Source organism: Fibrella musci, from assembly GCF_041321105.1.
In the GTDB taxonomy this organism is placed as follows: Bacteria; Bacteroidota; Bacteroidia; order Cytophagales; family Spirosomataceae; genus Fibrella; species Fibrella musci.
In genome coordinates this window covers 209,499-232,519 of record NZ_JBGGWD010000003.1, presented here as the reverse complement: position 1 = coordinate 232,519, position 23,021 = coordinate 209,499, and the positions used below count along the sequence as shown (strand labels likewise).

Sequence of the window (23,021 nt, the reverse complement as noted above, 5' to 3'; positions counted from 1 at the left end):
TGGCAAAGGCGATTAAACGAGCCCCTGCGTGGTAAGCTCTGGCCAGCACACTGGCCTCACGACCGATCCGGTTAATCAGGATGAGTTGGAAGTTACACCCACTTTTAAATATCTTTGTAACTAAGATATTTAGCTAACAAGATAAATGGGAGATGATCTGGCCAATCGCGTAAGGAAACTGAGTCAGCAGTATGCTTACACCTCAATTCAGATGCACGAAGCCATTGGCCGAAAAGCGGGGCTGTCGGGCACCGATCACAAATACCTGGGTTTTCTAATCGAGAAAGGGCAGATGACCGCCGGTGAACTGGCCACACTCACCGGGCTGACAACCGGCGCCGTAACCGGCCTGATTGACCGGTTTGAGAAGAAGCAGCTAGTGAGCCGACAACTGGCCGAGGGCGACCGGCGCAAGGTGATCATCGTCCCGAATACCGAAACGATCATGGCGCTGTTGGTGCCGCTTTATAAAGACTTTCGGGCGAAGTCGGCCGACCTGCTAGCCTCGTTTTCACCCGATGAAATCGCCGTGCTGGAAACCTACTTTCGGAAAGCCATCGCCATCATGGACGAAACAACCCAGACACTCAACGAGCAATAAATATGGATACAATGGATTCGCTGGTGCTTGGCTTTCAGGCTGTTGATCAAACGAAAGGAGCGCTTGTCGGCGGGAAGGGCGCCAACCTTGGAGAGCTTGCCCGGATCGACGGCATCCACGTGCCGGCCGGTTTTTGCGTGACGACCGCCGCCTACAGGCTCATCATCGAACAGGCCCCGTCGATCAGCGCGTTACTCGACCAACTGGCTCGGCTGACGGTAGCCGACCGCGCCCCGCTGGCGAGCCTGAGCGCCCAGATTCGCGAGGAGATCGAGGACACCGCTATACCGTCGGCCCTTCAGGAGGCGATAGCCAGCTGTCTCGAACCGTTCGGCGAGCAGCAAGCCTTTGCGGTGCGGTCCAGCGCCACGGCCGAAGACTTGCCCACGGCTTCGTTTGCCGGTCAGCAGGATACGTACCTGAACATCATCGGACAAGCGGCTGTGCTGGCGCATATCCGTAAATGCTGGGCGTCGCTGTTTACCGAGCGAGCCGTCATCTACCGAATGCAGCATGACATCGATCACCGGGGCGTTCAATTGGCGGTGGTGGTTCAGCAGCTGATTTTCCCGCAGGTTGCGGGTATTCTGTTTACGGCCGACCCCGTTACGTCGAACCGGAAGGTGGTGTCCATTAATGCCAGTTTCGGGCTGGGCGAGGCGCTGGTGTCTGGCCTGGTGAATGCCGATACCTATACAGTGCGCAACGGCCAGGTGATCGACCGGCAGATCGCCGCCAAGAAAATGGCTATCTGCGCGGTAAATAGGGGCGGTACAGAACAGCAGCCGGTTGCTCCTGAGCAGCAACAGCACCCGGCGCTTACCGACGAGCAGGCCATCCGCTTGGAGCGCATCGGGCGGCAGATCGAAGCTCATTTTGGTAGCCCCCAGGATATCGAATGGTGCCTGATGGATGATACCGTCTACGTCGTTCAGAGCCGACCCATCACGACGCTGTACCCGATCCCGGAAGCCGCTGACGGTAAGAACCACGTCTATATATCGGTTGGGCACCAGCAGATGATGACCGACGCCATGAAGCCCTTGGGCTGGTCGTCGTGGCAGTTCATGGCAAACGCGCCGATGCACACCGCCGGCGGCCGGTTATTTGTGGATGTGGCCCCGATGCTGGCTTCGCCGGCTGGTCGGCAAAACATCCTGAATGTGCTGGGGCGGTTCGATCCACTCATCAGCGACGCCCTGACGACCCTGGTGGAGCGGGGTGATCTCATTCCAACTTTGCCTGACAGCGAACCAAACGCGGCCGATAGCCAGCCGAAGGCGTCGCTGCCCGATTATCAGACGCTGAAAGACTACGACCCGGCCATCGTGGCTGACCTGATCCAGCGCAGTCGGGCGGCCATAGCTACCCTGAAACAAACTATCCAGACAAAATCGGGACCAGCCGTGATCGACGTGATCCGGGACGACATCGGTGCCGTGAAGCGCAGCATATCGCAAAGCTTCGGGGTGATCATGACGGCGATGAACGCGGCCTTGTGGATCAACGAAAACGTGGCGGCGTGGCTGGGCGAAAAAAACGTAGCCGACACCCTCACGCAATCGGTCGAGAACAACGTTACGTCGGAAATGGGGTTGGCCCTGTTGGATGTAGCCGACGCGATTCGCCCTTATCCGGACGTCATCGAGTTTTTGAAACGGGAAAACCTGCCCCATACGTTTCTGGATGACCTACCGATGTTGGCCGGTGGGCAGGTGGCCCGCGGGGCGATCTGTGGGTATCTGGCCAACTACGGCATGCGCTGTGCCGGTGAGATCGATATCACCAAACCCCGGTGGAGCGAACGCCCCGATACGCTTGTGCCCCTGATTCTCAACAATATCGACAAGATGGTACCGAATGCCGGGAAGCGGAAATTCGAGCAGGGGCGACAGGCCGCGCTGACCAAGGAACGGACATTGCTGGAGCGGCTGATCCAATTGCCCGACGGAACCCAAAAGGCGGCCGAAACTAAGCGCATGATCGACCTGGTCCGCAACCTGAGCGGCTATCGCGAATACCCCAAATACGACATCATCAGTCGCTACTTTGTGTATAAACAGGCGTTGCTTAGGGAAGCCGAGCGACTGCGGCAGTTGGGTGTCCTTTCCGACAAAGAAGACAGCTACTACCTCACGTTCGACGAACTAGCCGACGCGATACGTACCCAGACGGTCGACTACGCCCTGATTGACCAGCGAAAAGCCGACTACAAACGCTTTGAGAAACTGAGCCCACCCCGGGTGATCACGTCGGAGGGGGAAATCCTGACGGGGCAGTACCGGCGTGATAAGCTACCAGTCGGGGCGATTGTCGGGCTGGCGGTGTCGGCGGGTGTAGTAGAGGGGCGTGCCCGTGTGCTGCTGAGCCTGGAAGAGGCGGATCTGGGCGAAGACGATATCCTGATTACGCCCTTCACCGATCCAAGCTGGACCCCTTTGTTTGTTACCATAAAAGGCCTGATTACCGAGGTGGGCGGTCTGATGACTCACGGCGCCGTGATTGCCCGTGAATACGGCCTGCCCGCTATCGTCGGCGTAGACAATGCCACGAAACGGATTCGCGACGGGCAACGCATTCGGCTGAACGGCACGGATGGGTACGTTGAAATTTTGTGAACAGGTACGTAGGATGTGCGCTAACCCGCCTTACTAGATCGCAGAAACAATAAGCCCTGTAAACGCCCCCGCTATGGCAAAAGAACTGTTGGCCGATGAGCGCGCTGAACTCATTGAGACGTTGAAGACCCGCTTCGAGAAAAACAAAAAACGCCACACTGAGCTCGACTGGGTGAATGTAGCCGCCAAACTGACCGCGAACTCCGACAAGCTGTGGTCGCTGCGGGCGATGGAGCAGACCGGCGGTGAACCCGACGTGGTGGGACATGACGAACGCACGGGCGAATACATTTTTTATGACTGTTCGGCCGAAAGCCCCAAAGGCCGCCGCAGCCTCTGTTACGACCACGACGCGCTGGAAGCGAGGAAAGAAAACAAACCAGAGCATAGCGCCGTCGGGATGGCTGCTGAAATGGGTATCGAGCTGTTGACGGAAGCCCAATACCGCGAACTACAGACGCTCGGCCAATTCGATGCGAAGACGTCGAGCTGGCTACAAACACCCGCTGCCATCAGGCAACTGGGTGGGGCCCTCTACGCTGATTTTCGCTACGATACGGTCTTCGTGTACCACAACGGCGCTTCGTCGTACTACGCTGCCCGTGCGTTTCGGGGCGCACTGCGGGTCTAAACCAGACAAAGGGCTGCTGAAGCATGGATGGGTAAAACGCGAAAACTGCACTATGTATATATTACTTACTTGTGTGTAAGTTTGGCGCAAATTAGTAACCTGTGCGAGTTCCGCTGTCCAGACAACTGACCCAATGCCTGCTGTGGCCCTGTATGGCCTTTACGCTGGTTGCCCTGATCGACTTGTGGGTGGGAGGCCAGCAGCGCGTGTATCAGAACACCGTCGTTCTGTGGCTATTTGGCCCACCGTCGCTGGTATTTGCCGGGTTCCTGCTCAACAAAACCATCGTCTTTAAGGCCGACAAGAAAGTTCGGAAGCGTGACAGGCTGGTCCGGCTACCTGTTTCGTCGTTCTTTATGGTATCCAGTATGGTGGCTGCCTGCTTCTTTCTGGTTGGTGGGTTGATGTTAACGTTCGACGCGACCAGTCGAACCAACGGGCTGGTACTGGCGTCGGTTAGTCTGTTGGGGCTTGTGGGGGCAGCCGTAAGCCTTGATCATCCCTGCATCTGGCTTTCGGATACGTGGAACCTGGACGACCTGTTTGAGCAGGTCAGCAACACCCCGGAGTCCGAGTTGCCCGCTTATCAGGACGGGGCTTTCTCCTACGGCGACAACGCCTTTACGGTGCAGCTCGAGGAGGAGACCCGACAGATCAACTGGGCCGACATCACGTTGATCCGGGCGTATAAGCTGGACCTGTATACTGTCGACTGTATTGTTATCGAGATTCACCTGTCCGACTCGTTTGTGGTCATTAACGACCAAACAGCTGGCCACATGAAATTTATGGAGACGGTCGCTGCCCGGCTACCAAACGTCAACCGCGACTGGTTTATGGCGGTGGCCTTTCCGGCCTTCGAGCTTAATCTGACGATCGTTTACGAACGGCAGCCGGCCGACGACCGAGCGGACGATGTTGTCGCTGAAACCCCCACAACACACGGCTAGCAGCCGGTTGGCCCGCCGTATTTTTCAGCCAGGCTGGATTAGGCCGCTGCCCCAACCGGCTTTAGTACATATGCCGTTAGTATCAACAAGTATCATCCTGAAACGGGTGGCCTCAACGGGCCTGATCGGGCTGGTTGGAGTTGCCTGTCAGCCCGACGCGCCGAAACAGTTTGCCTTTGCGCCCACGATCACCGTGTTTGCGTCTAAACCCGAGGCCAAACCTGCGCCGGTAAATCGGCCGCCCGGCAACGTACCTGAAGGCATGGTCTACGTACCCGGCGGCTACACGCGCATCGGCTCAGACGAGGGGCTGGAGCAGGAGAAACCGACTTTCTGGGTGTTGGTTAAGCCGTTTCTGATGGATCAGCACGAGGTGACGGTGGGGCAGTTTCGGGCGTTTGTACAGGCAACGGGTTTCAAGACGCAGACCGAAGGATTTGGCGACGGCGGCGTTTTCAACGATACCACCAAAGAATGGGAACTGGTCAAGGGCGCCAACTGGCAATACCCCTATGGGCCCAAGGCGGGTCCCGCAGCCGATAACATGCCCGTGACGCAGGTGTCGTGGAACGACGCCCAGGCCTACGCCAAGTGGGCGGGCAAGCGCCTGCCGCACGAGATCGAGTGGGAACACGCCGCCCGCAACGGAGCCAACAGCACCACGCTCTACCCGTTTGGCAACAGCCTCAGCCGCAACGGTAAATTCCTGGCTAACACCTGGAACGGCAAATTCCCCGACCATGACGAGGTGAGCGATGGCTTCCACCGCGCCGCGCCGGTAGGTACGTTCGGGACATCGCCCATTGGGCTGTCGGATCTGTCGGGCAACGTGTGGGAGTGGTGCGACGATCCCAAAGTGCCCTACGCCGACCTGCTGGGACAGGTGCCGGTACGCATTACCGAAGCCACCGAGCGGGTGCAGCGGGGCGGCTCTTACCTGTGCGAGCCGGGTTGGTGCCACGGCTACCGGGTGTCGGGGCGGTCGGGGAGTACGGCCGAAACGGGGCTCATGCACGTGGGTTTCCGCTGCGTCAAAGACCTCTGATCAGCGCATCAGCGTAATCGTCGTGACCGACCGGGCCGCCAGCGTGAGCGTACCGAGTGAGGCCGTGCGTTTGCGTAAATCGGCGGTATCGGTGGTTTCGTAGACCGCCACCTGTCCCGGCTGCCGACTCAGGCCTTCCAGCCTCAGGGCACGGGCGTCGCCGGGGTTCACCAGCACCACCACCAGTTGGTTGCCATTGGCGCTACGGTAGGCCGATACCAGGGGGCTGGTATCGGCGCTGTCAGGTACGTTGGTTTGCGCAGCGATGCGCACCATACCCGGCCGCACAAAGCGTGCGTAATTGCCCAGCGCCCAGAGCGTCTTGGACGCGAGCACGTCGCCGTCGAGCTGATTCGGACCGTTTTCGCCCATCTTACCGCCATTTTCCAGGTAGACCAGTCCGTCTTTGTAATTGTTGGCACTGATCGACAGCCACCATTGCCACGACGTCGCGTTGGCCAGCGTCAGATCGGCGTGGATCACGCGCGCCACGTAGAGGGCGGTGGTCATGCCCAGATCGCGCCCGCTGCCGTCGATCTCGCCCGCGTTGTCGCCCAACACGCAATACTCTGACTGCCAGAAACCGACGCCCACCTGCGTCAACTTAGCGTCCAGCTGCTGCCGCACCGATCGTAACTGACTCGTTGGGGAGGTCGTGAAATAGCTATGCCCGCAGACGAGTTTCTCCACGTTGGGCAGGTCACCGATGTAGGCCGGGCTGCGGGGCGAAAAGAACGCCTCAGCCACATTATCCTGCCCCGTCTGGCTGCGATTAGTGCCGCTTTGCGAGAGGTAATTGAGCTGCCCGGCTTCGCCCAGCGTCAGGCGGGTGTTCAGCTTGCGGGTGCTCAGTTCGCGGCTGAGCGCACGGGTCAACTCGGCCATGTCGACGTTAGTGGCGGGCGTGCCTTCCTGCGTAGCCATCCGCTGCCCTTTCTTGATGCCCCAGTCCCATTGTGGTTCGTTGAACGGGCTCAGGTACTGCATAGTGAGTCCCTTTTTGTCGAAATACTGCGTCACGTCGGCCAAAAACCGGGCGTAGTCACCCAGGCGCTGCCGCTTAAAATTATAGTCGCCCAACGTACCTGAGGCATACGCTTTGCCATTGGCCGTAAACTGCACCGGGGGCGAATTGGTGAAGCCGAGCAGGTAGGGCACCTTGCGACGGTGAGCCGCCTCCATAAACCACTGCTGCCCGGCCTGTTTGGTCCAGTCGTACGAACCATCGGGCTGCTGAAAACACTCCGACCGGCGCCAGGGACTCCGAATACCGCTCGAATCGCCCTGCTCGGTGCTGCCCGCGCCAATGTTGAACCGCCACAGCGACAGGCCGATACCTTTGGGATTACCCGCCCGATCGACGTCCATACTGAAGAGCCAGTCGGCCACCTGTTCGCGTTTGGCCAGTGGGTAGTTTTTGCCCACAAACTGCGCCGACCAGCAATCCGACGCGCCAAAACTGTGCATGGTCTGGTAGACCTGGCGAGGGTCAAGCCGAACCACAAGCTGGGCTGGCGCGGATGACTGGGCTAGCCCGAACTGGCTGATTACGAGCAGAAAGCTAAAGAAAAATAAGCGAAGGGTATGTCGTTGAGTCATATGGAGAGATGGTCAGCGGATGATTTACTTACCGTAGTTGGGTTGAAACAGTGGGGAGGGCACGTGGGCCTCGGTCATGTACCGGCGCATCGTAGCCACAACGTCGGGGTGTTGAGCGGCCACATTCGTTTGTTCGCCAATGTCCCGGCTGAGGTCGAACAGGAAAAAGGTCTCCTGCCCTCGCTTAGGCTCCAGACTTACGGCCTTCCACGAACCACTGCGCACGGCCCGGCTGAAGCCTCGCTCCATAAATTCCCAGTAGAGGTAAGGGTGCGCGGGCTGGTTTTTTCGCCCCAACAGCGTCGGCACAAACGAAATACCGTCGATGCGGGCGGGGGGCGGCGTGTTGGCCAGTTCGCAGAACGTGGGGAGGATGTCGTAAAAAGCGCCCACAAACGCCGTGGTCGACCCCGCTTTGACCCGACCGGGCCAGCGCACAATAAACGGCGTACGGATACCCCCGTCGAACATGTCACGTTTGACGCCCCGCAGTAGTCCCGAGCTTTGCATGTAGCTGACGTCTTCCTGGGTACGTCCGCCCTCTATGTGCGTGCCATTGTCGGAGGCAAACAGCACCAGCGTGTTGTTGGCCAGCCCTTTCTGGTCGAGTTTTTCGAGCACCTGCCCCACATACTCGTCGATCTGCGAGACCATGGCGGCGTAAGCGGCTTTCGGTTCGGGCTGCTCGCCATAATGGCGACCCGCCGGCCAGGGTTTTTCGGGCTGAAACCGGCTTTTGCCGCTCGCATCCCGGTACTGGTTCAGGTACTTGTCGGGGGTGTGCAGCTCGGCATGGGGGAGCGTAAAGGCCAGATACATTAGAAATGGTTTCGTCGTCTGCCGATCCAGAAACGCCAGTGCCTGTTGGGTAAAGGCCTCGTTGTTATACGATCCGGCGGGCTGCTCCACCTTCACGGTAGCGCCGTCTTTGATTTGCCACAGAAACGGATGCTGCTGGAAATGCGCCTCCTCGTGATTGACGTGACCGAAATATGCATCCCATCCTTTGCGGTGCGGCGCGCCCTCGGTGTCGGGCATGCCCAGCCCCCATTTGCCAAACATACCGGTGGTGTAATTGGCTTTTCTGAGCAGCTCGGGAATGATGACGTCTTCCTGCCGGAGGGGTTTCTCGCCATTGCCCCGAATCTGGGTATGCCCCGTGTGCTGCCCCGTCATGAGTGCACAGCGCGAGGGAGCGCAGACCGTGCTGCCCGTGTAGAAATCGGTGAAGCGCATCCCCTGCGCCGCCATGCGGTCGAGGTTGGGCGTCTGGATGAGCGCGGGTCCGGCGCTGGCCGCCCGGTAGCAGCCCACGTCGCCGTAACCCATATCGTCGGCCAGGATAACGATGATGTTTGGCGGTGTTTTGGTGGCCGCTGCCGTCGTTTTTACTGACGAACAGTGTTGAAAAAGGCCTAGTCCGAGGCTGGTTATAAGGAGCGCGAACCCTAATGCTTTCATAATCATTCGCTAACGGCAATCGCCGTCCGACTGCTTACCTAAAAGCAGACGGCGGGCAATACCTACGGATGAGGTAAGGGCGCAGGGTACGTTCCGGTCGGCACGCGGCCCCCCGTTGGTTGTCATTCTGGCCCCTTTTGGCTGTGGCGTTGGCGTTGTAGGTTTGCAGCAACAAACAACAAATCAATTGAAGATGCGCACGCTCAAATTGCAGGTACAGGTAACGGTCGATGGTTTCATGGCCGGGCCCAACGGTGAAATGGATTGGATGACCTTTCCCTGGACCGACGACATCGGTCAGTACGTAGCCGACCTGTCGGCACCGGTCGATACCATTCTGCTGGGACGGAATCTGGCGCAGGGTTTCATCCCCCACTGGGCGGCCCACCCCGACGAACCCGGCGCCGACCTGTTCAACAACGCGCCCAAAGTCGTTTTCACCCAAACGCTCGACACCTCGCCCTGGGCAAACACCCGGCTGGCTAAAGGCGATTTGACCACTGAAATCAACGCGCTCAAAAACGAACCCGGCGGCGACCTGATCACCTATGGCGGCGGTACGTTCGTGGCGTCGCTGATTCGGGCTGGGCTGATCGACGAACTGCATCTGTTTGTCAACCCGGCCGCCATCGGCAACGGCATGGCGGTGTTTGGCGGGCTGAACACCACGCAGGCACTAACCCTGGTGAAGTCCGTAGCCTTTGCGTGCGGGATCGTGGTGCTGCACTACCAGCCCAAACGCAGCGAATAACGCGCTACAGGGAACGTACCTGAAACTGCGGCAAGGCGACTAACTGTGGTGGATACTACGTAGCTTTAACCCATGTCGTTTTATACGGATCAACTCGTCAAACTGACCCAACAGCTCTACGCCAACGCCGGGCAGACGGCGCGGATCGTGCGGGCGCGGCAGTTTATCGACGCCCACTTTGCCGAGCCCCTGACCCTCGCCGATATGGCCGCGGCGGCCTGCTGCTCGCCCTACCATTTCAACCGCGAGTTTAAACGCCACTACGGGCTGACGCCGCTGCACTACCTGACCGACAAACGCATAGCCGAAGCCCGGCGCCTGTTGAGCGCCGACCGGCCCGTGGCGGAGGTTTGCGAGGCCGTTGGCTACGAGAGCCTGAGTACGTTCAGCGCACTGGTGAAAAAGCGGACGGGCCGGTCGCCAGGTACGTTGAAAAGAGCAAGAATGAAGAAATAAACGTGGGCCTGACGGCGCAATTTTGCCGGAAACAGACCAAACCCCATGCGCATCGACGTAACCAGCCTACTGGTAGATGACCAGGCCAAAGCGCTTGCTTTCTATACCGATATTCTGGGCTTTCAGAAAAAACGCGACATCCCGCTTGGCGACGCCAGCTGGCTCACGGTTGTGTCGCCCGACCGACCCGACGGCGTTGAACTGCTACTGGAACCTACCCACTTCGAGCCTGCTCAAACCTTCCAGAAAGCCCTGTATGAGGCGGGTATTCCGCTGACGGTCTTTGCTGTAGACGACGTGCAGCGCGACTACGAGCGGCTGTCAGCGCTCGGGGTGGTGTTTAGTGTGCCGCCTACCCAGATGGGTCCGGTGCGGCTGGCGGTTTTCGACGATACCTGCGGGAATCGTATTCAACTCGCGCAGACGCTGTAATGTACCAACGTACCCAGCATCCCACAACCCTGCTTTTGTTGCTGATAGCGGGGCTGTGGGGTGCAGGCGTGGCGGCTTATTGTCGTTCGGCCAGTTGGATCGCCGCGTTCTTCTGGGCGATGTCGTTGTGGATCTTCGGTACCGTTTTCAGGTATTCATAGATGGCGCCCACTTCGTGCTCCGACAGGCCCATTTTGGGCTCCATGGGATAGCGCAGGATGCTACCGTCGGGACGAACCCCGTTGCGGACGGCGCGGATAAACTGCTCTTTGTTGTATTTTTTGCCGATCCCGGTCTTCTCGTCGAACGTCAGGTTGGCCGTGACCACTTTCTGACCACCCTCGCCGACCATCTCGATACCACCGCCATAATAGCCTTTGGTCTTCGCCGGCGTTACCTTGTCCTGATCGATGAGGTCGGCCGAGTGGCAGGCGTAGCAGTCGCCGAACGCGTCGGCGGTGTATTTACCCAGCGCGACCAGGTCGTTGGTGTCGGGGCGCGCAATAATTGTTTGCGGGTAAGGCAGAGGCTTCATCAGGGTGTGGGTCAGCAGTGTCGTAACAAAGCTCAGCTGCGACGGCTGTGGCTCCTGCGCAGTGGCCTGCACCGGAAACCGATCGGAGCGCAGCCAGGCCACAATCGACATCAGGTCTTCGTCGGCCAGATTCGGGTATTGGGGCATCACGGGTGCATACGAACCGTCGCGCCGGATGCCCGTCCGCAGGAAATAAAGCAGTTCGCCGTCAGACCAGTTGCCGATACCGTGAACCTTATCCTGCGTGATGTTTCTGGAATAAATCTTGCCGAACAGCGCCGGTACTTCGGCCATGTATTTGCCGGTGAGGCGGTTTTCCTGATTGGCGTGGCAGCTCATGCACTGAATGCTGGCGATTGCTTCGCCCCGGGCCACGCGGGCGGGTGTTACCTCGACCGAGATAGCCGGAACGGCGGGCGGCGTGTAGGTGGGTACGCCCGTGATGGCCACGTAGGCGCAAAAACCAGCCACCGCGATCACGACCCCGCCCAGCGCGAGGCCCACGATCTTCATCACTTTTTTCATTGTCGTAGTTGTTGTTTGAGGACTTACGTGGCAAAACTCGCCGGGCTCAGGCGCCCGGCCAATGCCAAACCGGCTGAACCGACAAAAGCCCGCCATGAAGCGTCATGGCGGGCTTGCGGAACCGTTGGGTACGTCGCTTACTGAGCGGGTGGTTCGATGAGCGGCAGGGTTACCACAAACTGGCCGTTGGCTTCTTCAATCACCGGCACCGGCTGCCCCAGCATCTGGTATTTGACCAGAATGTTGCTCAGGCCCACGCCGTTGCTCAACACCTTCACGTGGCGGCGTTGCAGCGTATTCTGCACCACCAGTTGCGCCTGCGGGTTGGTGTAGATGCCAATCACCAGCGGGGCGTCGGCCAGAATGGCGTTGTGCTTGACGGCATTCTCCACCAGCAGTTGCAGCGTGAGTGGCGGAATGAGGTAGTGTCGGTAATGGTCGTCGATGTGCATCTGAAGCTGAATGCCCTGGGTGTAGCGCGTCTGGAGCAGGTGGTAATACGAATCCATAAACTGGAGTTCGTTGTCGAGTGCGGTCAGCTCCTGCGCGTTGGTCTGAAGGATGTACCGGTATACGCTGGCAAGCTCGTCGACGAAAGCCTCGGCCTGCGCCGGAGCTTCGGCAATCAACGACGAGAGCGAGTTGAGGGAGTTGAACAGAAAATGCGGGTTGAGGTGAGCCTGCAACGCCCGCATCTGCACCTCCAGCATCTCCTGTTGCAGTTGCTGCACGGCCAGCCGGCTTTCGAGCTGTTCGCGGTGCCGGTTCTGGCGTTCCTGTTCCAGCTCCTGGGCAATCAGGGCACTGGTAACCGCTGCCTGCCGTTGCCGGTAGTTGAGGCCTAGCCCGAAACAAAGCAACTCGCCCAGAATGCCCAGTTGAAACCAGCAAAGAGGGGCATGCCAGAACGGCGCCTCGTCGGGCGTGACGGGGTACATGAACGTCAGCACCATAGACGCCAGCCCACCCACGACCAGAAACGACGATCCCGTTACGAAATAGCGGGTGGCCGTTGTTCGAAGCCTGAACAGGTTGATGATGCCGTAAATCGCCAGCACGGCCAGCAGCACCCGCATGCCCGTGTGCACCCCGTTGAAGCGGCCGGGTTGCCAGACCGTACTCACAAACAGCGCCCAGAATTGAATGATCAGGTAGCCGACAATCAGGGTTTTGGCCGTCTGAAAGAGCCGGAAGAGGCGTGGCAGTCGCCGACGTACCTGAATGAAGGCATCGGCAAAATCGAAATAGATAAAATACCCGATCGACGGCACGCAGGCCTTGATAAACAGCGTGACCGGGACCGACAACTGCGTATCGATAACCGGAATGCGGGCTCCGAAGAAAACGAGCCAAACCAGCATGTAGAGCGTGTAAAGCCCATAGATACGCTCCCGGTAGATCGACCATTGAACGACATTCAACAGTAACATCGATACAATCATGCCAACGAACAGATCATTCCAGGTTTCGAAGGTCATGCCGGGGTGCGGGTTTGGTGAAACAGATGAGTTGATGAACCGCCAATATACCAAATGGCGGCGGAGACCGTGCCGGTGCCCATCAGGTGGCTTCGGCGCGGTCTCCGGCTCGGTTTAGGCTGGTCAGGCCGGGGTTAAACCGCTTTCCAGGTGATGATGGTCGTGAGGGTTTGCCCGTCTTCCACCATCGTAGCTTTCACTTTCAATACTTTGTTCGACGCTTCCAGCACCGTCCATTCCGAAGTGGTACCGTCGTCACCGTCGATGATTTTCAGCTTTTTAGTAGCCTCATCGTAGGTCCAGGAGCCGGGTTTGCCGGGGGCGGGCTCGTCGTTGCAGGTCAAAGCGCCACTATCGCCAGCCAGGCTGCCTCCTTTCTGAAAGGTGACGGTGTCGTCACGGTCGCAGGCGCGCAAAAAAGCCAGCAGGTCTTTATCAACGACACCGTCGCCATTGAGGTCCATGGGCGGGTCGAGTTCAAAGCTAGCCATCTGCCAGCGAACGCCTACAAAGGCGGCGGTTGTATTACCGTTGTTGCCGCCGCCCGGACCGGGTACAACATCGGTTTCGCCTTTTTTACAGGCGGTTACCGATACCAGCAGGCCGAGCAGGAAGGGGAGGGCGGAGCGAAAGAAACGTGTCATGAGTGTACTTGTTGTTTGGTTGAAAAATTGGCTTTGTTCCCGACGCAGCGGCCGGTTGTAGGGGGGTGTCGTTCGACGGAACAAAGGTGGGCAGGCACCAGCCCTCAGCGGATGCGTAGCTTTCGGGAAGCGTCGTTTCGGGTTCGTAAAGCGGCAGAAATGGGTGATTAAGCGGAGAAGGAGGGACGTGGGAAAGGTCAACGTCCGAGGTTGAATGGCCAACGTATAAGGCACGAGACGTCTCGATTAGGTGTACCGCCTACACGCTGCCCCTCATGACAGTGGCCTTTGGCCATTGACGATTCCCCCGGCTTCCGGTTCACCCCCGTGCTATGTCGGTTCAGGTGGGGTTTGTGTTGGTTCAGGCAGGTTGGACATGGGCGTTTGCCTGAGCCAATGCATCTTGACCAGTACGACTTACCTATGAATCAGTACGGAACTTGTGAATTCGCTCAATGACATACGACTCAGGCTGCTGGGGCCGCCTGCCCTATTCCTGTTCGGCACCATCTTTTTTCGGCTGAACTGGTATTTCGAGTTGTCGGCGCGCGACATCATCAAGTCGAACCTGATTGCCCTGAGCGCGGGCTTTTTGTGTTGGGAAGTAACCCGGCAGGTGGTGCTGGGTATTCAGCAGCGTTACCCCGGCCTCAACCAGACCAAAACGCGCTTCGGCTGGTTGCTACTGGCGTTGCCGCTGTTGGTCAATTTTGCCTGGTTGGTGCGGCAGGTGGCGCACCTGATTGCCGATAAACGTACCTGGTACTGGCCCGATCCCGCCGATTACACTTATTCTCTCGGCATCCAGATTTTTTACCACTGCGTGTACATGGTGGTCTACGAAGGAGGCTATGTGCTGCGGCAGTGGCGACAGAGCTACGTCGAGATCGAGACGCTGAAAAAAGCCAACCTGCAAAGCCAGCTCGACTCGCTCAAAAATCAGATCAACCCGCATTTTCTGTTCAACAACCTCAACTCGCTCTCGTCGCTCATCAGCGAAAACCCGAAGCAGGCCGAGGCCTTCGTCGACGAGATCAGCACCGTGTACCGCTACATGTTGCGCAGCAACGAATCGGACCTGACGCCCTTGCGGCACGAATTGTCGTTTATTGATTCGTATTTTCATTTGCTCAAAACGCGCTATACCGATGGCGTCGAGTTGTATGTGTCGGTGCCGGAGTCAGACCAGACGTACCTGATTCCGCCGCTCACGTTGCAGGTGCTGGTCGAAAATGCCGTTAAACACAACATTATCCTGGCCGCGCAACCGCTACAGATCGAGATTCTGGTGCGCGAGGGCAAGCTGATCGTGCGCAACAACCTGCAACGCAAACCCGCCCGACCCGATTCCAGCCAGCTGGGGCTGGTGAACATCGCGACCAAGTACCGCCTGTTGGGCGAGGGGGGCATCGATATCCGCGAAGACGACGAGACCTTCAGTGTGGCGCTGCCGTTGCTGTCGCCCGAGCGAGCGGGGCCGCTCAGTACCGAACCGGTTCCATCCGGTCTGTAGTCGCTTCACCGGATAAACGGGTCGGTTCACCGCTATTTTTACCCCTTTCGCCCCCTTGCTACTGGCCTACGCCCGTCATCTGCCTTACTTTTAATCCGCTAACCGTTGACCATGCTCGCCCGAGCTAAAGATAAAAAGTCATGCTAAACGTATTTATTGTCGAAGACGAAGACCTGGCCGTTCGTAAACTGACCAAGCTGTTGCAGGAAGTGGACCCGTCGATTGTGGTGATGGGCACGGCCGCCAGCGTGCGCACCGCCGTCAACTGGTTACAGCAGAATCACACCTCGGGCGATCCGGCACCCGATCTGATTCTGATGGATATCGAACTGGCCGACGGCCAAAGCTTCGATATTTTCGAACAGACGCCCGTGGAGTCGCCCGTGATTTTTACCACGTCGTACGACGAATACGCGTTGAAAGCCTTCAAGGTCAACAGCATCGACTACCTGCTGAAGCCCATCAAGCGGCGCGATCTGGAAGCCAGTCTGGAAAAACACCACCGGCTGCGGAGCCTCAATACCACGACGCCCCCCTCGGCCGACGCCGGGCGCGTGTCGATCGACGTGCTGGTGCAGCAACTTCGGCAGCAGATTCAACCTACCGACTACCGCAAGCGGTTTCTGGTGCGCCACCTGCAACAGTGGGTGCCGGTGGAAGTCTCCGACGTCGCTTACTTTTATTCGGAAGACGGCGTGAGCCTGTTCCGCACCAACGGCAACCAGAAATACTCGCTCGACTACACCCTCGACGAACTCGAAGCCATGCTCGATCCGTCGCAGTTTTTCCGGGCCAATCGCCAGTTTATCATCGACATCAACGCGGTGCAGCAAATACATCCGTATTTCAATAACAAGCTGAAACTGACGCTGAAACCGGCTCCCACCGACGAGGTGATCGTGAGTCGTGAACGGGCTACCGATTTCAAAAAGTGGATGGGTAAGTAGCCCAGCTACTCACTTTTATTAACATTGAGTGGTTGAGCGGGTTCGTCAGTATGACCGGGCAGGTTTCCTCGCTGTGCCGGTTCCAAGCGTATGCTGGCTGACTATGATCTGCTTACCAACGAAGGCCAACACCCTCGTTTCCTCTTCGACCAAACCGATCCTGTTCCGTTGCTGCGTGTATCGGTGATTGTGCCCGTCCGCAACGAAGCCGAGGCCATTGCGCACACGCTCGATGCACTCCGGTTGCAACGTACCTGCGCAGACCAACGGCTCGACCCCACTAGTTACGAAGTATTGGTACTGACCAATAACTGCACCGACGATTCCTACGCGCAGGTGCGTCGGTATCAGCAGCAATATCCCGCGTTTCAACTGCATGTGGCTGATATTCAGTTGCCGCCCGAGCGCGCTCATATCGGTACCGTCCGGCGGTTGCTGATGGACGAGGCTTGCCGTCGTTTGGTACAGGCGGGCCACCTGCAGGGCGTGATTGCGTCTACCGACGGCGACACACTGGTGGATTCGCACTGGATTGCGCAGATTCTGACCGAAATCGAGGCGGGCAATGATGCCGTTGGCGGTCGAATCCTGACTCTGCGCGACGACAGTCCGGCTCGCCTCCCTCATCTGCGCGATGCGACCTATCGTTGCCTGCTGGCGCGCGCCGAAGCGCAGGTCGACCCCAGCCAGCATGACCCCTGGCCGCGGCATTTTCAGCATTTTGGGGCTAGTCTGGCCGTTACCTGTCAGGCCTACGTGCGGGCCGGGCGGCTGCCGGTCGTACGCTATCTGGAAGATGACGCCTTCTTTAAAGCCCTTCAGCGCATCGACGCCAAAATACGCAAAAGCCCACAGGTACGTGTCTACACGTCGGCGCGGTTGCAGGGGCGGGTTGAAGTAGGGCTGTCGTGGCAGTTGCAGCAATGGACCAATCAACGGGAGGCGGGTTGTTGCCAACTGGTCGAAGACCCGGCTGTGTCATTGGCGCGCTTTCAACTCCGCCGCGATCTGCGCGATGCATGGCAGCACCGGTTTGAACTGAATAGCCTGATTCGGCTGCGGCCAATGGCTGAAATGCTGTCGGTTACGACGGGCTGGCTCATGGCCCGCATGGCAACCTGCACGTATTTTGGTCAATTCTGGGAGCAGGCCGATGCCCAGTTCGCCCAACGGCCACACCCCGCGCCTGTCCCCATCACCGAAGCCATTCAGCAGTTACGGATTTTAAAGAGTGAATGAGTGAAAGGGCTGACGCATTTATTGTGCATGCGTCAGCCCTTTCACTCATTCACTCTTTATCTCGTGCACTCTCTAACAGATCCAGTCGGTATTTTTCGTGGCGCTGGTTGAGCAGGTGGCGGAAGGGCTGGCCCTCGCCCGAGAGCTCCATAAAGGTGTCGTGTACCTGATCGCCCGTGAGCGGATAATCGGGCACTACGGGTGTCCAGTGCACCAGCAACAGGTGCCCACCCGGCTCCAGGTGATCGAGGATCTGCTGACGCGCTTTCAGCAAATCGGGCATCGACCAGTAATAACCTACTTCCGATACTACAATCAGATCGAATAACTCGTCGGGAAACGTGTTGGGCACGGCCAGGTTTTTGATACGTACCTGCGGGTTGCCAGCCAGTCGCTGCCGGGCTTGCCGCAGGGCCGCCTCGCTCACATCGACCGACAGCAACCGCCGACACCGGCTGGCCAGATGCTGGGTCAGCACGCCGATCGAGCAGCCAATTTCGAAGGCTGATTCATAGATGGGTTTGGGCAGTGCGGCGATCGTCGCGGCGTATTTGTCGCGCTCATATGGGCTGGTCGTAAACTGCCACGGATCGTCGTTGGCGGCATACACACCGTCGAAGTAATCGGCACCAAGGGTCGTTTTTTCAGAGTTCATGATGAAGGAGCGTTGAGGGGAAATTAACGGCGCAGCCAAATGACTACCGAATAACCTTTTCGACAAACAATTCGTAGGGCGCGTCGAAATGGCTGAGCAACTCGGGCGAGAGGTAGAACGCCGACGGGTCGTCGTCGATCAGCCTCGTCACCTGCGATTGATGCGCCTGAATGGCCCGCTTTTTCTGGTCGACAGCCGTGTGAATATCAATTTTCAGCACGATGCGCTCGTTTGGCTTTGGCAGATCGTCGGGGCGGCCCAACTCCCAGAGCCAGATCAAATATTCCAGCACACGCGGTTGGGTAGAAACGGTTTGGAGCGCGCGCTCCAGCAACTGGTACGTGGCCCGGTGGTCGGGGTGGGGGTCGCGTTCATAAGGCACCAGCACGGTCGTTGGCCGAAACGACTGAATCTGTTGAGCCAATGACGCCGCCTGCTCATCGAAACCGGGCATACCAGCCTCCGGCACGTGTCGGTCGGGCAGGCGCAGAAACGTACTCATCGTTTCGGGTATGCCCAATTCAGTGAGTGCCGCCCGGGCCTCGACTTCCCGCAAATCGCGCAGGCGTTCGGCTGGGTACGTTGGTGAATTGGGATGCGACAGCGTACCGTCGCTCACAAAAACCACGTGAACAGGGTAGTCTGCCTGCCGCAGCAGCGCCAGCGTACCGCCGCACCCGAGGGATTCATCGTCGGGGTGGGGGGCCAGCACCAGCGTTTTGCCCAGTGCCCGCGCATCGATGGGCAGCGGGTCTTCGCGTAAATAATTAGCCAGAGAATGGGTCATCATCAGAATGCAGGTACGTTGGTGGCATAAGTAATCCCACGCCACCGTCGCGCCCGACAGCTTAGGCCCACAGCCGGTGGGTTGGGGCGGATTGTTGACTAACGTACGTACCGATGTCGGCCAGGGTCGCATCGGGCGCGGGTTGCCGCAGGTACATGGTCAGGTCGCGGTGAATGCGCTCGAAGGGGAGGGGGCGCAGCAACCCACGCGCCCCAACCGACCGCTCGGCCAGTTGCATCACCTTCAGGCAGATTTCTTCAATGGCCGTGCGGGTCATGTTGGCATAGGCAACAACCCGGGTGGCGCTGTCAGCCGCATCCGCCTGCAACCAGGTATCGTTGTTGGTACCGGCGGCGGTGAGCCACTGATTGCCCGATTCGATTCGGTAGGCCATTTCGGCCAGCCGCGTTTTCTGAAACACATCGTCGGTGCGGCCCATCGACCGTAACATATCGCGGGTGGCTTCGAGCAGCGCTTCGGCCCCGCCCAGCTGCACGGCGGCAAACCGGATGGCCCCACCGCTGAAATACGGTTGCCGGAAGTAATCGCCCGGCTGACCGAGCAGGTCGCTTTCGTCGAGTTCGACGCCTGTGAAATCAAGTTTGAAGCTAGCCGATGCCCGCATGCCCAGCGGCTTCCAGAACCGGTCGTCCTGCCCGATTACCTTGGCATGTTCCGTCGGTATGATGCACATCTGCCAGCCCCGTCGTCCGTCGCCGCCAGGGCCGGGCAGCAGTTCACCCGTGATGAGCGGCCGGTTGATCCAGCCCGCCCCTGAGCAGAACGTCTTGTGGCCTTCGAGGGCATAACGGCCGCCGTCCAGCGCGTGGATACGTACCCCGTCGTCGGCCTGCGTGTTCCAGACACTGAACAACGCCCCGCGCTGCACATCGGCCTGCCAGCGCCGGTTCTGCTCCGACGTGCCGAACAAATGCGCCAGCAGCAAGGCATTGATGTGGCCTTCATAGACCCGTCCGACGGCCAGATTCGCCGCGCCGATGCGCTTCAGCAGGTGGAGCAACTGGGCCGTATGCTGACCGTTCTGGTCGAGGGGCTGGCCGGGAAGGGTCGCCGCCAACAGGCCCGAGCCGGCCAGTAATTGGAATGCTTCTGCCGGGAAGTCGCCTTCCTGATCGGTATCCGGGGCCAGATCGGCAATTGTCGCTAACACGGATTCCAGGGTGCCGGGCGTGTTGTGCCAATGGCTGGATTGGGGCGGCACAGGGGGCATGCCCACCTTTGATGGTCGTTCGTCGGTGATCATAACAGGGGTTGATTGGGCTGGGCGACCAGCAGCCTAAAGGGCCGCCCCAGCTTGTATAAAGTCTTAACCAATCGACCCGAAAAGCGCCCGGAAAAAAGATTAAACGGGAAGGTCGCGGCAATGGGCCGTTAAATGGGAAAGCAAACGCCGGATGCCGATCGGCATTCAATGGCTACGACTCAGCTTATGACTAACAAACCACTGCTTTGGAGCCTGTTGGGCGTTGGGGCGGCGCTGGCGGTTCGGCATATCCAGCGCACCAACCGCCGTTTTGATTTTTTGGGTAAAACGGTTGTCGTGACGGGCGGCGCCCGCGGGCTGGGACTCGTACTGGCCCGGCAACTGGCGCAGGAAGGAGCCCGGGTCGCGATCTGTTCACGTACCCAGCACCAACTCGACGCCGCCGCAGACGAGTTGCGCGCCTACAACGTACCTGTACTGGCCTACCGCTGCGATTTGACCGACGCCAGCCAACGCGAGGCTTTTTTTACGACCGTACGCAACACGATGGGCCCGGTCGATGTGCTGATCAACAACGCCGGGGTCATTATGGCGGGCCCTTACGCCAACACCACCGACGCCGATTTTGAGGAGGCCATGAACATCAATTTCTGGGCGGCCTACCACACCTGCAATGCCGTACTGCCCGACATGCAACGCCGCCGTACGGGTCGCATCGTCAATGTATCTTCGTTTGGGGGGAAAGTGTCGGTGCCGCACCTGCTGCCTTACTCAGCCAGCAAGTTCGCCCTAGTGGGGTATTCGGAAGGGCTCCGCGCCGAAGTAGCCCGCGACAACGTGTTCGTGACGACCATCTGTCCCGGCCTGATTCGTACGGGTAGTCCGCGGCAGGCGCTGGTTCGTGGACAGCACGAAAAGGAATATGCCTGGTTTAAGATCGGCGATTCGTTGCCAGGCCTGGCCGTTAGTGCCGAATTGGTTGCGCAGGAAATCATCGAGGCCTGTCGCTATGGTGAAGCCGAACGGATTATTTCGATCCCCGCCAAACTGGCCGGCGCCATTCACGGTCTGTTTCCCGGTCTGGTCGCCGATGTGTCGTCGTGGGTGAACACGCTCCTGCCCGACCCTGCCTCTGACGGTCACGACAACCCCCGCCGGGTAGGTAAAGACCTGGAAACGCCCATCACTCAGGGCTTGCTAACCGTACTAACCGACGAAGCGGCCGTGCAGAATAATGAGTATTGATTGTAAACCTATAAGGTCTTAGACGGGGCCCGCGCGGCCCCCGTCTAAGACCTTATAGGTTTGACGGTCTAGCTGTTGCTACTGCTCCAGCACACCCAGCCAGCGGCCGTAGGCGTCCTGATAGGCCTGTTGGGCCCGCATATCGGGTTCGAGCGTACGTACGACGCGCAGACCGCTGAAGGCTTCGTCGCGGTTGGCGTAGTGGCCCAGACCAAGGCCTGCCCCACGCGCCGCGCCCTGCGCCCCATCTGTATTGTAGAGCTCGACGGTGGCACCCGTCAGGTTCGTGAAGGTGGTGGCGAAGAGCGGGCTCAGGAACATATTGGCTTCACCCGCCCGTACGGTTTTCAGACCAACACCTACTTGTTCCATCACCCGAATGCCGTAATACAGCGCGAACACGATACCTTCCTGCGCGGCCCGCAACATGTGCGGCAGGCCGTGTCGGTTCAGGTTCAGGCCGGCGAAAGAAGCCCCCATGTCGCGGTTTTCGAGCACGCGCTCGGCCCCGTTACCAAACGGCAGGCAGGCGAGCCCATCGGCACCAACGGGGGCTTTCTGCGCCAGCTCGTTCATCTGTGCGTAGGAGAGTTGCCCCTGAAACAGCGTGTTGCGCAGCCAGCTATTCAGAATGCCCGTGCCGTTGACGCACAGCAGCACACCATAACGCGGGGCCTCAGCCGTGTGGTTGACGTGCAGGAACGTATTCACCCGCGATTGCGGATCGAACTGCGCCTTGTCGCTAACCCCATACACTACGCCCGACGTACCTGCCGTAGCGGCGATCTCGCCCGGCTCCAATACGTTAAGCGACAGCGCGTTGTTGGGTTGGTCACCCGCCCGGTACGTTACCGGTGTGCCTTCGGTCAGCCCCATTTCGCCCGCAGCCGTAGCCGTAAGTTCGCCCTGCAAGCCGAACGTGGGGCGTAGCGGGGGCATGAGCGAAGGCGCGAACCCGTAATACTGCATGAGGAAATCGGCGGGGCGGTTTTCCAGAAAATCCCACAGAATCCCTTCCGACAGGCCCGATGCCGTTGTCACGACCTCGCCCGTCAGGCGGGCGGCAAGGTAATCGCCGGGAAGCATGAAGTGCGCGACGTTGGCATACACGTCGGGTTGGTTTTCCTTTACCCAGGCCAGTTTGGCGGCTGTAAAGTTGCCCGGCGAATTGAGCAGGTGGCTCAGTACGCGGTCATGACCAAGGGCTTCCAGCGCGCGGTTGCCGTAGGGAACGGCCCGGCTGTCGCACCAGATAATGGCGGGGCGCAACACGTTTAGCTGGGCGTCGGTCACCACCAGCCCGTGCATCTGGTACGAAATTCCGATGGCTTTCACATCGGCGGCGGTGGCTCCGGCGGCGTTCATCACGGCCCGTACCGCTTTGGTTGCGTTTTGCCACCACAAATCGGGCTGCTGTTCGGCGAAGCCCGGCTGAGGGGCGTCCATCGCCATTTCGGTTTCGGGAAAAAAGGCCGACGCCACCGCCGAATTCGTATCGGCGTTCAGCAGGCAGGCTTTAACAGACGAGCTGCCCAGATCAAGTCCAAGAAAATACATAGTGAGTTGCGGTCATTTAGTGCCACCGGCTTGCCGTCTTTTGTTGTTTTTCAATCATTGACAACGAATGACCACGCGTGACAGCGAAGCGAATGCTCAATAAATCGTAATTTCGGCAGACTTTACC

21 protein-coding genes are annotated in these 23,021 nt (G+C 59.0%); 12 read left to right on the top strand and 9 right to left on the bottom strand.

Annotation, left to right across the window (positions count from 1 at the left end):
- The first annotated feature begins 145 nt into the window (after window positions 1-145).
- From ACAW74_RS10860 to ACAW74_RS10840, 5 genes are all read left to right on the top strand, one after another.
- On the top strand, window positions 146-601 hold the full coding sequence (locus tag ACAW74_RS10860) for a MarR family winged helix-turn-helix transcriptional regulator (protein ID WP_370698222.1): 456 nt from the start codon (window positions 146-148) through the stop codon (window positions 599-601).
- 2 nt (window positions 602-603) lie between these two features.
- Complete coding sequence (rph, locus tag ACAW74_RS10855; protein WP_370698221.1) at window positions 604-3,219, top strand: rifamycin-inactivating phosphotransferase; 2,616 nt, start codon at window positions 604-606, stop codon at window positions 3,217-3,219.
- A 73-nt stretch (window positions 3,220-3,292) separates the two neighbouring features.
- On the top strand, window positions 3,293-3,850 hold the full coding sequence (locus ACAW74_RS10850; protein WP_370698220.1) for a DUF4256 domain-containing protein: 558 nt from the start codon (window positions 3,293-3,295) through the stop codon (window positions 3,848-3,850).
- Window positions 3,851-3,951: 101 nt separating this feature from the next.
- The gene (locus ACAW74_RS10845; protein ID WP_370698219.1) at window positions 3,952-4,800 is read left to right on the top strand and encodes a hypothetical protein; all 849 of its coding nucleotides are present in this window, start codon (window positions 3,952-3,954) and stop codon (window positions 4,798-4,800) included.
- Between the two features lie 70 nt (window positions 4,801-4,870).
- Complete coding sequence (locus ACAW74_RS10840; protein ID WP_370698218.1) at window positions 4,871-5,845, top strand: formylglycine-generating enzyme family protein; 975 nt, start codon at window positions 4,871-4,873, stop codon at window positions 5,843-5,845.
- On the opposite strand, the gene ACAW74_RS10835 is transcribed toward ACAW74_RS10840, so the two are convergent.
- Both ACAW74_RS10835 and ACAW74_RS10830 read right to left on the bottom strand, forming a co-directional pair.
- Window positions 5,846-7,444 (bottom strand): glycoside hydrolase, encoded by a 1,599-nt coding sequence (locus ACAW74_RS10835; protein WP_370698217.1) that lies wholly within the window; start codon window positions 7,442-7,444, stop codon window positions 5,846-5,848.
- 24 nt (window positions 7,445-7,468) lie between these two features.
- On the bottom strand, window positions 7,469-8,905 hold the full coding sequence (locus ACAW74_RS10830; protein WP_370698216.1) for an arylsulfatase: 1,437 nt from the start codon (window positions 8,903-8,905) through the stop codon (window positions 7,469-7,471).
- Between the two features lie 193 nt (window positions 8,906-9,098).
- Between ACAW74_RS10830 and ACAW74_RS10825 the strand changes: the two genes are divergently transcribed.
- The 3 genes from ACAW74_RS10825 to ACAW74_RS10815 all read left to right on the top strand — a co-directional run bounded on the left by ACAW74_RS10825 (window position 9,099) and on the right by ACAW74_RS10815 (window position 10,544).
- The gene (locus tag ACAW74_RS10825) at window positions 9,099-9,656 is read left to right on the top strand and encodes a dihydrofolate reductase family protein (protein WP_370698215.1); all 558 of its coding nucleotides are present in this window, start codon (window positions 9,099-9,101) and stop codon (window positions 9,654-9,656) included.
- Window positions 9,657-9,728: 72 nt separating this feature from the next.
- The gene (locus ACAW74_RS10820) at window positions 9,729-10,112 is read left to right on the top strand and encodes a helix-turn-helix domain-containing protein (RefSeq protein WP_370698214.1); all 384 of its coding nucleotides are present in this window, start codon (window positions 9,729-9,731) and stop codon (window positions 10,110-10,112) included.
- A 45-nt stretch (window positions 10,113-10,157) separates the two neighbouring features.
- Window positions 10,158-10,544 (top strand): VOC family protein, encoded by a 387-nt coding sequence (locus tag ACAW74_RS10815; RefSeq protein WP_370698213.1) that lies wholly within the window; start codon window positions 10,158-10,160, stop codon window positions 10,542-10,544.
- A gap of 76 nt (window positions 10,545-10,620) precedes the next feature.
- Here ACAW74_RS10815 and ACAW74_RS10810 read toward each other — a convergent pair whose 3' ends face one another.
- The 3 genes from ACAW74_RS10810 to ACAW74_RS10800 form a co-directional block, all read right to left on the bottom strand.
- Window positions 10,621-11,604: a c-type cytochrome gene (locus ACAW74_RS10810; protein ID WP_370698212.1), complete on the bottom strand. Its 984-nt coding sequence runs from the start codon at window positions 11,602-11,604 to the stop codon at window positions 10,621-10,623.
- 137 nt (window positions 11,605-11,741) lie between these two features.
- Complete coding sequence (locus ACAW74_RS10805) at window positions 11,742-13,082, bottom strand: sensor histidine kinase (RefSeq protein ID WP_370698211.1); 1,341 nt, start codon at window positions 13,080-13,082, stop codon at window positions 11,742-11,744.
- Window positions 13,083-13,216: 134 nt separating this feature from the next.
- Complete coding sequence (locus ACAW74_RS10800; RefSeq protein WP_370698210.1) at window positions 13,217-13,726, bottom strand: hypothetical protein; 510 nt, start codon at window positions 13,724-13,726, stop codon at window positions 13,217-13,219.
- A 442-nt stretch (window positions 13,727-14,168) separates the two neighbouring features.
- On the opposite strand from ACAW74_RS10800, the gene ACAW74_RS10795 reads away from it, so the two are divergent.
- The 3 genes from ACAW74_RS10795 to ACAW74_RS10785 all read left to right on the top strand — a co-directional run bounded on the left by ACAW74_RS10795 (window position 14,169) and on the right by ACAW74_RS10785 (window position 17,425).
- Window positions 14,169-15,239 carry a sensor histidine kinase gene (locus ACAW74_RS10795; RefSeq protein WP_370698209.1) on the top strand — a complete coding sequence of 357 codons (1,071 nt, stop codon included), beginning with the start codon at window positions 14,169-14,171 and terminating at the stop codon, window positions 15,237-15,239.
- A gap of 140 nt (window positions 15,240-15,379) precedes the next feature.
- Window positions 15,380-16,186 (top strand): LytR/AlgR family response regulator transcription factor, encoded by an 807-nt coding sequence (locus tag ACAW74_RS10790; protein WP_370698208.1) that lies wholly within the window; start codon window positions 15,380-15,382, stop codon window positions 16,184-16,186.
- 90 nt (window positions 16,187-16,276) lie between these two features.
- Window positions 16,277-17,425 carry a glycosyltransferase family 2 protein gene (locus ACAW74_RS10785; RefSeq protein WP_370698207.1) on the top strand — a complete coding sequence of 383 codons (1,149 nt, stop codon included), beginning with the start codon at window positions 16,277-16,279 and terminating at the stop codon, window positions 17,423-17,425.
- Window positions 17,426-17,474: 49 nt separating this feature from the next.
- Here the strand turns inward: ACAW74_RS10785 and ACAW74_RS10780 are convergent, their stop codons facing one another.
- Genes ACAW74_RS10780 through ACAW74_RS10770 form a run of 3 tightly spaced genes read right to left on the bottom strand, consistent with a single transcriptional unit; the run spans window position 17,475 to window position 20,131 of the window.
- A complete protein-coding gene (locus tag ACAW74_RS10780) occupies window positions 17,475-18,080 on the bottom strand; it encodes a class I SAM-dependent DNA methyltransferase (protein WP_370698206.1) in 606 nt (201 codons plus the stop codon).
- A 43-nt stretch (window positions 18,081-18,123) separates the two neighbouring features.
- Complete coding sequence (locus ACAW74_RS10775) at window positions 18,124-18,999, bottom strand: PIG-L deacetylase family protein (protein ID WP_370698205.1); 876 nt, start codon at window positions 18,997-18,999, stop codon at window positions 18,124-18,126.
- Entirely contained in the window at window positions 18,929-20,131 is a 1,203-nt protein-coding gene (locus ACAW74_RS10770; protein WP_370698204.1) for an acyl-CoA dehydrogenase family protein, read from the bottom strand. The genes ACAW74_RS10775 and ACAW74_RS10770 overlap by 71 nt, the downstream gene beginning before the upstream one ends.
- 186 nt (window positions 20,132-20,317) lie before the next feature.
- On the opposite strand from ACAW74_RS10770, the gene ACAW74_RS10765 reads away from it, so the two are divergent.
- Window positions 20,318-21,337 (top strand): SDR family NAD(P)-dependent oxidoreductase, encoded by a 1,020-nt coding sequence (locus ACAW74_RS10765; protein WP_370698203.1) that lies wholly within the window; start codon window positions 20,318-20,320, stop codon window positions 21,335-21,337.
- Between the two features lie 78 nt (window positions 21,338-21,415).
- On the opposite strand, the gene ACAW74_RS10760 is transcribed toward ACAW74_RS10765, so the two are convergent.
- Window positions 21,416-22,894: a xylulokinase gene (locus ACAW74_RS10760; protein WP_370698202.1), complete on the bottom strand. Its 1,479-nt coding sequence runs from the start codon at window positions 22,892-22,894 to the stop codon at window positions 21,416-21,418.
- Window positions 22,895-23,021 lie beyond the last annotated feature (127 nt).